Source organism: Burkholderia sp. Ac-20344 (assembly GCF_017104975.1).
Taxonomy (GTDB): Bacteria; Pseudomonadota; Gammaproteobacteria; order Burkholderiales; family Burkholderiaceae; genus Burkholderia.
Genome location: NZ_JAAGPP010000039.1, coordinates 47520 through 58820, shown reverse-complemented (window position 1 = coordinate 58820; position 11301 = coordinate 47520). Strand labels below are relative to the sequence as shown.

The 11301-nt window shown below is 67.5% G+C and carries 8 protein-coding genes and 1 pseudogene; 5 read left to right on the top strand and 4 right to left on the bottom strand.

The features are described from left to right. From G3N64_RS15020 to fdhA, 3 genes and pseudogenes are all read left to right on the top strand, one after another. Nucleotides 1–210 (top strand): annotated as a pseudogene (locus G3N64_RS15020) (RND transporter); the annotation flags it as partial. After that, nucleotides 210–1400: an efflux RND transporter periplasmic adaptor subunit gene (locus G3N64_RS15015; RefSeq protein ID WP_205784661.1), complete on the top strand. Its 1191-nt coding sequence runs from the start codon at nucleotides 210–212 to the stop codon at nucleotides 1398–1400. The pseudogene G3N64_RS15020 and the gene G3N64_RS15015, both read left to right, overlap by 1 nt. A gap of 254 nt (nucleotides 1401–1654) precedes the next feature. Continuing rightward, nucleotides 1655–2851, top strand: a complete 1197-nt coding sequence (fdhA, locus tag G3N64_RS15010) for a formaldehyde dehydrogenase, glutathione-independent (RefSeq protein WP_039369545.1) — start codon at nucleotides 1655–1657, stop codon at nucleotides 2849–2851. 155 nt (nucleotides 2852–3006) lie between these two features. Here the strand turns inward: fdhA and G3N64_RS15005 are convergent, their stop codons facing one another. From G3N64_RS15005 to G3N64_RS14995, 3 genes are all read right to left on the bottom strand, one after another. Then, nucleotides 3007–4029 carry a class I fructose-bisphosphate aldolase gene (locus tag G3N64_RS15005; RefSeq protein ID WP_205784660.1) on the bottom strand — a complete coding sequence of 341 codons (1023 nt, stop codon included), beginning with the start codon at nucleotides 4027–4029 and terminating at the stop codon, nucleotides 3007–3009. A 338-nt stretch (nucleotides 4030–4367) separates the two neighbouring features. Then, nucleotides 4368–4811: a helicase gene (locus G3N64_RS40405; protein WP_346778818.1), complete on the bottom strand. Its 444-nt coding sequence runs from the start codon at nucleotides 4809–4811 to the stop codon at nucleotides 4368–4370. A 575-nt stretch (nucleotides 4812–5386) separates the two neighbouring features. Next, nucleotides 5387–6808: a PLP-dependent aminotransferase family protein gene (locus G3N64_RS14995; protein ID WP_205784658.1), complete on the bottom strand. Its 1422-nt coding sequence runs from the start codon at nucleotides 6806–6808 to the stop codon at nucleotides 5387–5389. A gap of 265 nt (nucleotides 6809–7073) precedes the next feature. Between G3N64_RS14995 and G3N64_RS14990 the strand changes: the two genes are divergently transcribed. Further along, nucleotides 7074–8486 (top strand): discoidin domain-containing protein, encoded by a 1413-nt coding sequence (locus G3N64_RS14990; RefSeq protein ID WP_205784657.1) that lies wholly within the window; start codon nucleotides 7074–7076, stop codon nucleotides 8484–8486. 60 nt (nucleotides 8487–8546) lie between these two features. On the opposite strand, the gene G3N64_RS14985 is transcribed toward G3N64_RS14990, so the two are convergent. Continuing rightward, the gene (locus G3N64_RS14985; protein ID WP_205784656.1) at nucleotides 8547–9572 is read right to left on the bottom strand and encodes a GlxA family transcriptional regulator; all 1026 of its coding nucleotides are present in this window, start codon (nucleotides 9570–9572) and stop codon (nucleotides 8547–8549) included. Nucleotides 9573–10019: 447 nt separating this feature from the next. Here G3N64_RS14985 and G3N64_RS14980 point away from each other — a divergent pair, with 447 nt between their 5' ends. After that, nucleotides 10020–11294 (top strand): serine hydroxymethyltransferase, encoded by a 1275-nt coding sequence (locus tag G3N64_RS14980; protein ID WP_085038768.1) that lies wholly within the window; start codon nucleotides 10020–10022, stop codon nucleotides 11292–11294. Nucleotides 11295–11301: the final 7 nt, after the last annotated feature.

Sequence of the window (11301 nt, the reverse complement as noted above, 5' to 3'; positions counted from 1 at the left end):
AGCGAGGCCGTGCCGCCGGTCGTCGCGGCATCGAAAGCGGGGGCCGTACGACGCGACGATGCGGCCCGCACGCCGGCCTTCGGCGCGACGCCTCGCGGCACCCCCGCTCTCGCGCGCACGGCAGCGGCGAATCCGGCGCCGAGCCCGTCGGTCATGCCGCCGATCCCCCTGTTCCAGCACGATCGTCTGATCGTTACGCAAAGCGACTGATGCACCACGACAACCTTCATACCGCCGCGCCGCCGGCCGCGCTGAACGACCCGGCACTCGATGCGCGCCGCGCGACGCGCCGCAAGCGTTTCATCGTGTTCTTCGCGGTCGTGCTGGTGGCCGCGCTCGGTTGGATCGCATATTGGCTGCTGAGCGATCGCTATTACGAAGACACGGACGACGCGTACGTCGCCGGCAGCATCGTCCAGGTCGCCGCGCAGATCCCCGGCTCGGTGACCGACGTCGTGGTCGCCGATACGCAGGCCGTGCGTGCCGGCCAGACGCTCGTGAAGCTCGACGACACCGAGGCGTCCGTCGCGTTCGCGCAGGCGAAGGCGCAGCTCGCGCAGGCCGTGCGGCAGGTCGCGAATGCGAAGATCTCGACCACGATGTACGTCGAGGCCGTGAACGCGCGGCGTGCCGACCTGTCGCTCGCGCAGCGCGCGTTCGCCGCACGCTCGGGTGCGTCGGTCGAAATCGTCGCGCCGGAGGAGCTCGCTCGCGCGCGTGCGGCGGTGGCCGGTGCGCAGGCGAATCTCGCGGCCGCGCAGGCGCAGCTCGACGCGGCACGCGCGCTCGGCAGCAAGCTGCCCGTCGACGAAAGCCCGGCCGTCATGCAGGCGGCCGCGCAGTTCAAGCTCGCGTTCCGGAACCTGAAGCGCACGACGATCGTCGCACCCGTCGATGGCACGATCGGGCAGCGTTCAGTGCAGGTCGGCCAGCAGGTCGGGCCCGGCGTGCCGCTGATGTCGATCGTGCAGCTCAATCAGTTGTGGATCGAGGCGAATTTCAAGGAAGGGCAGATCCGCCACATGCGCATCGGGCAGCCGGTCGAGGTCGTGTCGGATCTGTACGGCTCGCGCGTGACCTATCGCGGCCGGGTGCAGGGCTTCTCGGCGGGCACGGGCAGCGCGTTCTCGATGCTGCCGTCGCAGAACGCGGCCGGCAACTGGATCAAGGTCGTGCAGCGTGTGCCGGTCGTGATCGCGCTCGAGCCGCGCGATCTCGCCGCGCATCCGCTGCGCGTGGGGCTGTCGATGCGCGCGACGGTCGACACGCACGACCGCAACGGGCACGCGCTCGACAGCGAGCCGCCGACACCGGCCGTCAGCACGCGCGTGCACGACGGCGTCGCGAGCGACGCAGAACGCGCCGCCGCCGCGATCATCCGGGAAAATCAGGGCGGGTAGCGCCTGCCCACGGGAAGGGAGGCCGGTCGCCAGGATCGGCCCGCCCCGGCGCGTCCCGCCACGCGCGCAACCTTCCCGTCGTTTCCCGCCCGACTTTCGCCTTTCCGCCATCGATGTCGGCGCCGTTCAAACGCGTGTCGCGTTTGAGACATCGGCGCCCCTGCCTCCCGGACTACTCTCGAACAGCACGTTGCGCGTGCGCCGCATGAGCCGGCGTACCGCGGCGTCATCCAACGAGACATGGAGACAATACGATGAGCAGCAATCGAGGTGTCGTCTATCTTGGGCCGGGCCAGGTCGAAGTCCAGAAAATCGATTATCCGAAGATGGTCGATCCGAGCGGCCGTGCGATCGGCCACGGCGTGATCCTGAAAGTGGTCAGCACGAACATCTGCGGTTCCGACCAGCACATGGTGCGTGGCCGCACGACCGCGCCGGTCGGCCTCGTGCTCGGTCACGAGATTACGGGCGAGGTGGTCGAGATCGGCCGCGACGTCGAGACGCTGAAGCTCGGCGATCTCGTGTCGGTGCCGTTCAACGTCGCCTGCGGCCGCTGCGCGATGTGCAAGGACACGCATACGGGCGTGTGCCTGAACGTGAACCCGTCGCGTGCCGGCGGCGCCTACGGTTACGTCGACATGGGCGGCTGGATCGGCGGCCAGGCCGAGTACGTGCTCGTGCCGTACGCGGATTTCAACCTGCTGAAATTCCCCGACCGCGACCAGGCCATGGCGAAGATCCGCGATCTGACCTGCCTGTCCGACATTCTGCCGACCGGTTATCACGGTGCGGTGAGCGCGGGCGTGAAGCCGGGTTCGACGGTCTATATCGCGGGTGCGGGCCCGGTCGGGATGGCGGCGGCCGCATCGGCGCGCCTGCTCGGCGCGGCCGTGACGATCGTCGGCGACATGAACGCGGAACGTCTCGCGCATGCGCGGGCGATGGGGTTCGAGACGGTCGACCTGTCGAAGGATGCATCGCTCGGCGAGCAGATCGAACAGATTCTCGGCGTGCCCGAGATCGACTGCGCGGTCGACTGCGTCGGCTTCGAGGCGCACGGCCACGGTTCGTCGGGCCACTCGGAAGAAGCGCCTGCGACGGTGCTGAACTCGCTGATGGAAATCACGCGGCCGGCCGGTGCGATCGGCATCCCGGGCCTGTACGTGACGGACGATCCGGGCGCGAAGGACAAGGCCGCCCAGCACGGCAGCCTGAGCATCCGCTTCGGCCTCGGCTGGGCGAAGTCGCACTCGTTCTTCACGGGCCAGACACCGGTGCTGAAGTACAACCGCAACCTGATGCAGGCGATCCTGTTCGACCGGCTGCCGATCGCGAAGATCGTCAACGTCGAAGTGATTTCGCTCGACCAGGCGCCGGAAGGCTACAAGAAGTTCGACGGCGGCGCGCCGCGCAAATTCGTCATCGACCCGCACGGGCTGCTGGCGGCGTAACGCGACCGACCACCACGCGGTAATCGAAGGGGCCGGGGCGTTCAAGCGCCTCGGCCCTTCGTGCGTTCGGGAAGCGTGCGCTCAGTGCCCGCGATCGAGCCGGGCGAGAAGCTCACGCGTGAACGATCGACCGGGCGGCATTCGTCCGGCTCCGTTCACGCGGTGCGCTCCATCGCGGCGTCGTACTGACCGCGGCAGGCCGCACCGTTCAGGCGTGCGCGCAGCAGCAGCGCCTCCTGCGCGGCGCGTACGTTGGCCGCCTGTCCCTTCCACGCGGCCAGCGGCGGCTCCTGCAGCGCGCGTCCATATGAAAAGCTCAGCAGCCACGGCCGCCCGGCAAGGCGATTCATCGCGTCGAGATGCGCCGTCGCTTCCTCGGGCGTCTGTCCGCCGGACAGGAAGAAGATGCCGGGCACTTCGGCCGGCACGGTGCTGCGCAACAGGCGCACCGTCGCCTCTGCGACTTCGGCGGGGGCCGGCTGTGCGGTGTGCGTGCTGCCCGCGACGACCATGCTCGGTTTGAGCAACATGTGCGCCAGCACGACCCGGTGCCGGTGCAGCGCGTCGAACACGGCGTGCAGCACGGCGTCGGTCACTTGCGCGCAGCGGCCGATCGAATGATCGCCGTCCATCAGTACTTCCGGCTCGACGATCGGCACGACACCGGCCTCCTGGCAGATCGCCGCATAGCGCGCCAGCGCTTCGGCGTTGGCCTTGATCGCCGCATGGCCCGGCAGCGTGGCGGACACGTTGTACACCGCGCGCCATTTCGCGAACCGTGCGCCTTGCCGCTGGTAGCCGTCGAGGCGCTCCGCCAGCCCATCGAGCCCTTGCGTGATTTCGTCGCCGGGCGCGAGCGCGAGCGGAATCTTGCCCGCGTCGACCTTGATGCCGGGCACGATCTGCTGGCGAGCGGCGAGTTCGGGCAACGGCGTGCCGTCGTTCGCACATTGCCCGAGCGTCTCTTCATACAGGATCACGCCGCTGACGAATTCACCGAGGCCCGGCGTCGACAGCAACAGGGTGCGCCATGCGCGGCGGTTTTCTTCGGTCGATTCGACCCCGATCGTCTTGAAGCGCTTCGCGATGGTCGGCCCGCTTTCGTCGGCCGCCAGCAAGCCTTTGCCATCCTGAACGAGTGCCTGGATCGTCGCCTGGAGTGCGCTCTCGGTGCTCATGGAATTCCTCCGCTGAAACCGCCACGCGGCCGTGCCGGCCGCCCGCTGTTCACTTCGTCACTTCGTCACGCCGCCTTCCGATTTCATTCTTTGTCGCGCACCGGCCAGAACGCAAGGCGCGTGCCGCGCCTGATCGGCACGCGTTCGGGTGGCATCGTCCATGCCCGGGCCGGTGCGTGCGGGCCGGTGCGTGTGCCGTTGCCGCGAGGCCAGTGCACCGATGGTCTGCATCGCGTGTTCGACCGCGGGCGTCCACGGTCGGCCGTCGTTGACGCGCACGGATGGAAATCACGCGACCGGCCGTTTTTGCCGTGGGGCGCGGAGCAGGGTATGCGCGCTCAGTGGCCGCGATAGAGCTGCGCGATTTGCGTATTGCCAGTGGTGGTGCGTCGTGTATGCGCGGTGTGCAGGCGCACGCGGCGGGCTGCGTGAGCGCGATGCCCGGAAGCGTGGTTGCCTTTCCCGTCCGTCACGCGAACCGTGCCGGCGTGTAGCCGGTCGGGCGCGCGTATCGGCGGCGCGGCTTGTGCAATCACCGTCCGTCCGGCGGATTCGCCAGCATCCGGGTTGCTCGGTCGGGCGGGCGTCACCCGCGTTCCGTCAGTCGAATGAAACGGATAGACGGGTGCCGGCAAGACCGGCAGCACGGGATCGTTCGACGCGTACGGGCCGGCATTGGGCGCCGTTGCGACCGAATCAGTCGAACCGCGACAAACGGGATCGACCTTGCACGTCCGGTCGACCGTCACGTAGCCGCCGACCAGCAGCACGAGCGTCAGCATGCTCAGGATCGGCGCGCTCGACGCGCGCGGCCGCCGGAACGCCGCATTGCGAAGCGCCCGCGCGACGCGAGACGACCACGTGTGAAAGGAGTGCGCCGCATGCTTGGCATGCGTGTCGTCCGATGCACCGCGAATCGGATCGAACGGCCCGTTCCACTGGCCGCAGACGGGGCAGTGCTCGAGCGCGCGGAACGCCACGAAGCCGCATTCCCTGCAGCGGCAGCAGGCGGTGCGCCGCGCTTCGACTCGCGCGTTCAGGAGCGCGCGCCAGCCATCGCGCGCGCGGATTGTGTGGTTGGGCAGGACTCGCATCGCACGAAGCGGGCGGGCGGCGTCAACGGGGCGAACGTTCGCCGGTCGTCACGATCCTTTCCTGCAAGGCAGGCGATCGGCCCGTGCCGGAATCCGGCGGAGCGTGCGTCGTCGATCGTCGTTCGCATGCGGTGCTCATGGGATTCTCCGTGACGTCGGGTGCGCGGAACACGTTCGTCCGTGGTGGCCTACCGCTTCATTCTTGGTCGCCCGCTAGTGAAACGCAAGGCACAAGCAGCCCGCCGCGATTCGTCGGATCCGCACTAGCCGTTCGGTCGCTGCCGGGCCGCGAGTGTTCCGATGGTCTCCATCGCATGCTCGACGGCGGGCGTCCACGGCCGGCCGTAATTGAGCCGAAGATAGCGGCGAAATCCGCCGGTCGCGGAAAAGATCGGCCCCGGCGCGATGCTGACGCCGCTTTCCATCGCGTCGTCGAACAGGTGCATCGCGTCCACGCGCGGCGGCAGTTCGATCCACAGGAAATACCCGCCGCGCGGCGCGAACACTTCGGTGCCGGCCGGAAAATACGCGTGCACGGCCGCCAGCATCTGCGCCTGGTGCGCGGCGAGATTGCGGCGCAGCTTGCGCAGGAAGCGGTCGTATGCACCGTCGCGCAGGTAGCTCGAGATCGCCATCTGCGCGGGCACGTCGGCCGCCGGCGCGCTCGCGCCTTTTGCCTGACGGATCTGCCGCACGTAGCGTCCGGCCGCGACCCAGCCGATCCGGAATCCGGGCGCGAGGCATTTCGAGAACGAACCGCAATGCAGGACGAGCCCGCTGTCGTCATACAGTTTGGCGGGGCGCGTGGGTGCCGTCCCGAAATGCAGCTCGCCATACACATCGTCCTCGATCAGCGGCACGTTGCGTGCCGCGAGCAGGTCGACCAGCGCGCGCTTGCGCTCGTCGGTCAGCGTCGCGCCGGTCGGGTTGTGGAACGAGGTCATGAACCAGCAGGCACGCACCGGATGCGTGTCGAGCGCTTGCTCGAGCGCGTCGAGGTCGAGGCCGGTGCGCGGGTCGACCGGAATCTCGACGGCCTTCAGGTGCAGGCGCTGTACGGCCTCCAGGGCTGCATGGAACGCGGGTCGCTCGATCGCGACGATATCGCCCGGGCGGGTCAGCGCCTGCAGGCTGAGCGTCAGCGCTTCGAGCGCGCCGGTCGTGATGACGATCTCCTCCATCGGCAACGCCGCGCCTGCCTTCAGGTAGCGCAGCGCGATCTGGCGGCGCAGCCCGTCGTGGCCGGGCGGCGCGCCGGACAGCAGGGCCGTGCGATCCATGTTGCGGGCCGCCGACGCCATTGCGCGCCACAGGCTGCTCATCGGGAATAGCGAGTAGCTGGCGAAGGCCGAGCCGAGCGGAACGATGCTCTCGCATTTGAGGGAGTCGAGCAGGCGGAACAGCGCATCGTCGTTGTCGACTGGCGCGGTAGCCGGTTTACGGGGCGGTTCGTGGCCGAACCGCACGTGCCTGTCTTCGAGGTTCGCAACGAAATATCCGGACCGGGCGCGCGCGACGATCAGACCCTCGCTTTCGAGCGCGTAGTACGCGCGAAACACGGTGGACGGGCTCACGCCATACGCGCGACAGGCGGCGCGTACGGTGGGGATGCGCGTACCGGCCGCCAGGTCGCCGCGCCGGATGGCCTCGGCGATCGTCTGTGCCAGCGCCGCATATCGCTTCATGCTGCCCCCCGGCCGCTCGAAGCCTCGCTGAAAAAAGAGTAGCACGGCACCCGTCGCGCGCAATCCCGTCGACGCTGATTCGTATGTTTTGGGTGGCCTCTGATCCTTTTCTTTCGTCTGACAAGCGGGCATCCTAGCGCACGCTTTGTTCCCGATGTCCGATCGATACGGAGTCCACGCCACCCCGCGGTGTCCGTAGCGCCCGCGCATCCCGTGCGGGACCTTGTCTGCGGCGTCCTCCTTACCTTACCCGGAATCATTCAGCGTGAAATCGAAGACCCTTATTGCGGGCCTGATGGCCGGCCTCGCCCTCGGCGTGTCCGGCGGCGCGGCACAGGCCGCCTGCATCAGCAATCCCGCCGCCCAGCCGAACGCGACGTTTCCCGCCGCACTGACCGGCAAGCTCGTCTATCACAGCTACGTCAAGTACGGCGACGGCACGAGCCAGCTGTTCCTCTACGACTTCTCGGCCCATACGCTGACGCAACTGAGCAAGAGCACGTGGGGCATCACCGACCCGATGAACGGCGTGTTCAGTCCCGACGGCAAGTGGCTTGCATTCATGGGCATCCGCAACGGCGCATGGAACGTGTTCATGCTGCAGCTCGGCGCCGGCACGCCGCCCGTCAACCTGACCAACAGCACGGGCGCCACGCGCAACGAGGATCCGAAGTTCAGCGCGGACGGCAAGACGCTCGTGTTCAAGCAGAACGGCGACGTCAAGCAGGCCACGCTGTCGTACACGAGCGCGGGGCCGGTGTTCACGTCGGTCATGAGCCTGACGAACGCGCCATCCGGCGCCGAATATTCGATGCCGTTCCTTGCGCCGGATGCGAGCGCCGTGTACTACGCGACCGGCACCGGCGCGAACATGGGGCTGATGAAGCGCACGCTCGCGACCGGCGCGATCGCCACGTTCGATGCCCCGGCCGGGCTGCAGACGTACTACCCGATCGTGCGTGGGGACGGCATGGTGTTCTATGCGCGCTGGAAGGACAGCGGCCAGGCCGACCAGATCTATACGAAGACGGCGGACCCGGCGTCGACGCCGAACGCGTTGCCGATCAACGACTGCGTGAGCAACAACTCGGATCCGGCGCCGGTGAGCGGCACGAACTACGTGTTCTTCTCGTCGACGACGGCGGGCGGCTATCAGCTCTACGTCGGCGACGTGACGACCGGCCAGCGCTGGAGCCTGTCGCAGTTCGGCGTGAACGCCGACACGACGAAGGCCAAGCTCGGGGCGAGCTACTACGGCGGCCCGGCCGCCGCGCAGCCGACCCTGCTGTCGCAGGGCCACCCGGCTGCCGCGTCGGCGAGCTACAACGCATCGCTCACGCCCGACAAGGCGTTCGACGGCAACACCACGAGCACGCGCTGGGATTCACCGGAAGGCACGGGCGTCGATCCGCAATGGATCTCCGTGGATCTCGGTGCGACGAAGAGCATCAGCAGCATCGATCTCTACTGGGATGCGGGCGCGCTCGTCTACCAGATCCAGACGTCGAACGACAACGCGAACTGGACGACGATCTACTCGACGAACAACGGCGTGTCGTATGGCCACGTGACGCTGCCGAACCTGAACGTGCATGGCCGCTATGTGCGGATGTATGGCACGAAGCGCGCGACGCAGTGGGGCTACTCGCTCGACGAAATGCAGGTGTGGGGATCGTAAGCGCAAAGAAAAAGCGACCGTCGAGGTCGCTTTTTTTTCATGCGTCGATCGCTGCGCCGCTCACGCATGCAGCACATGCGCCGGAAAGACGGGGCTGGCGCTCGACGCACCCTGCGCAAGCGGCGCGACCTGCTTGCGGCGCTCGCGGGTCGGCGCGACGCCGAACGCATCGCGATAGCTCTTGCTGAAATGGCACGCCGACTGGAAGCCGCACGCCATCGTGATGTGCATGATCGACATGTCGGTCTGCAGCAGCAGTTCGCGCGCGCGGCGCAGCCGCAGCGTCAGGTAGTAGTGCGTCGGCGTCATCCCGAGGTGTTCGCGGAACAGGCGCTGCAGTTGCCGCTGCGACATGTTCGCGAGCCGCGCGAGCTCCTCGCGCGACAGCGGCTCCTCGATGTTGTTCTCCATCAGCGAGATCACTTCGAACAGCGACTTGTTTGCGGAGCCGAGGCGCGCGACGAGCGGCATGCGTTGCTGCGCGCTCGTGTCGCGTACGTGTTCGACGATGAACTGCTCGGCGATCTGCGTGACGCGCGGGGTGCCCACGCGCGCGGCGATCAGGTTCAGCATCATGTCGAGCGGCGCGACGCCGCCCGTGCACGTGATGCGGTCGCGGTCGATCACGAACAGTTCCTTCAGGAAGCGCGTGTCCGGAAACTCCTCCTTCAGCGCCGACATGTTCTCCCAATGGATCGCGCACGCATAGCCCGCGAGCAGCCCCGACTTCGCGAGCGCATAGGTGCCCGTGCACAGGCTGCCGAGCGGTAGCCCCATGCGCGCGAAGCGGCGCAGTGTCGACAGATGGGCGGCCGTGGTCGCGCGTTGCACGTCGACGCCGCCGCACACGAACACGATGTCGGGCTGCCCCACGCATTCGGCCGGGCCGGTGTCGACCGTCAGGCCGTTGCTCGCGGTAACCGGGCCGCCCTCCGGGCTGATGACCGACCAGCGGTAGAGCGGCTGGCCGCTCAGGTAGTTCGCCATCCGAAGCACCTCGATCGCATTGGTGAACGCGATCATCGTGAAGTTCGGTAACGGCATGAACGCGAAGTGGGACAGCGACGCTGTGCGGTCGGGCGACATGGGGAGCGTTCCTTGAATCTCTAATAGCTTTTGTGCCCGGGGCACGGATCGGGCAACGATATTGTGTGAGTCAGCGCAACAAGCGTGCCATACGGCTAAACCCTAGATCCATACGTCGTCTGGCCGGAAGTCGCATGCTGCACTGCACCGAATCCGGGACGCGGTGCACCCCGGCCGGGCGGCAATCGCACCGCTGGCGTGCCAGTTCATAGGTGAACTGCCGGAGGCGGTTTGCTTGGTCATCCGAAAAAGCACGACCGGTCACTTGTATAAAACGGACGCGGATGGCGGAAAAGGCAAAGAACGCGTCTAAATTCATCAATCCGCCGAAAATCCGAACGACAAGAATAGAGCCGTCGGCAGCCTTGTACTGGACGAGCGGGAAACCCAGGCAGGGCGGGCCTTGAGCTTCGGTTTCAGCCCCTTATTCTTCGTCACGGACGCACTATGTCGAACACCCAGCCTTTCTTCTCGCAGCCCCTCGCCGAGCGCGACGCGCCGGTGCGCAGCGCCATCCTGAAGGAACTCGAGCGTCAGCAGTCGCAGGTCGAGCTGATCGCGTCGGAAAACATCGTGTCGCGTGCCGTGCTCGAGGCGCAAGGCTCGGTGCTGACCAACAAGTACGCGGAAGGCTATCCCGGCAAGCGCTACTACGGCGGCTGCGAGTTCGCGGACGAAGTCGAGGCGCTGGCGATCGAGCGCGTGAAGAAGATCTTCAACGCCGGCTATGCGAACGTGCAGCCGCACTCGGGCGCGCAGGCGAACGGCTCGGTGATGCTCGCGCTGGCGAAGCCGGGCGACACGGTGCTCGGCATGTCGCTGGACGCCGGCGGCCACCTGACGCACGGCGCGAAGCCGGCGCTGTCGGGCAAGTGGTTCAACGCGGTCCAGTACGGCGTGAACCGCGACACGATGCGGATCGACTACGACCAGGTCGAAGCACTCGCGCACGAGCACAAGCCGAACCTGATCATCGCCGGCTTCTCGGCATACCCGCGTGCGCTCGACTTCGCACGCTTCCGCGCAATCGCCGACAGCGTCGGCGCGAAGCTGATGGTCGACATGGCGCACATCGCCGGCGTGATCGCCGCGGGCCGCCACGCGAACCCGGTCGAGCATGCGCACGTCGTCACGTCGACCACCCACAAGACGCTGCGCGGCCCGCGCGGCGGCTTCGTGCTGACCAACGACGAGGAGATCGCGAAGAAGATCAACTCGGCCGTGTTCCCCGGCCTGCAGGGCGGCCCGCTGATGCACGTGATCGCCGGCAAGGCCGTCGCGTTCGGCGAAGTGCTGCATGCGGACTTCAAGACCTACATCGACAACGTGCTCGCGAACGCGCAGGCGCTCGGCGAAGTGCTGAAGGCGGGCGGCGTCGATCTCGTCACGGGCGGCACCGACAACCACCTGCTGCTGGTCGACCTGCGCCCGAAGGGCCTGAAGGGTGCGCCGGTCGAGCAGGCGCTGGAGCGTGCGGGCATCACCTGCAACAAGAACGGCATTCCGTTCGACACCGAGAAGCCGACCGTCACGTCGGGCATCCGCCTCGGCACGCCGGCCGGCACGACGCGCGGCTTCGGCGTCGCGGAATTCCGCGAAGTGGGCCGCCTGATCCTGGAAGTGTTCGATGCGCTGCGCGCGAACCCGGAAGGCGACCACGCGACCGAACAGCGCGTGCGCCGCGAGATCTTCGCGTTGTGCGAACGCTTCCCGATCTACTGATCCGACC

Coding starts and splice junctions, on each gene's coding strand:
- G3N64_RS15015 (WP_205784661.1), top strand. CDS start 210: ATGCACCACGACAACCTTCATACCGCCGCGCCGCCGGCCGCGCTGAAC.
- fdhA (WP_039369545.1), top strand. CDS start 1,655: ATGAGCAGCAATCGAGGTGTCGTCTATCTTGGGCCGGGCCAGGTCGAA.
- G3N64_RS15005 (WP_205784660.1), bottom strand. CDS start 4,029: ATGAGCACCGAGAGCGCACTCCAGGCGACGATCCAGGCACTCGTTCAG.
- G3N64_RS40405 (WP_346778818.1), bottom strand. CDS start 4,811: ATGCTGACGCTCGTGCTGCTGGTCGGCGGCTACGTGACGGTCGACCGG.
- G3N64_RS14995 (WP_205784658.1), bottom strand. CDS start 6,808: ATGAAGCGATATGCGGCGCTGGCACAGACGATCGCCGAGGCCATCCGG.
- G3N64_RS14985 (WP_205784656.1), bottom strand. CDS start 9,572: ATGTCGCCCGACCGCACAGCGTCGCTGTCCCACTTCGCGTTCATGCCG.
- G3N64_RS14980 (WP_085038768.1), top strand. CDS start 10,020: ATGTCGAACACCCAGCCTTTCTTCTCGCAGCCCCTCGCCGAGCGCGAC.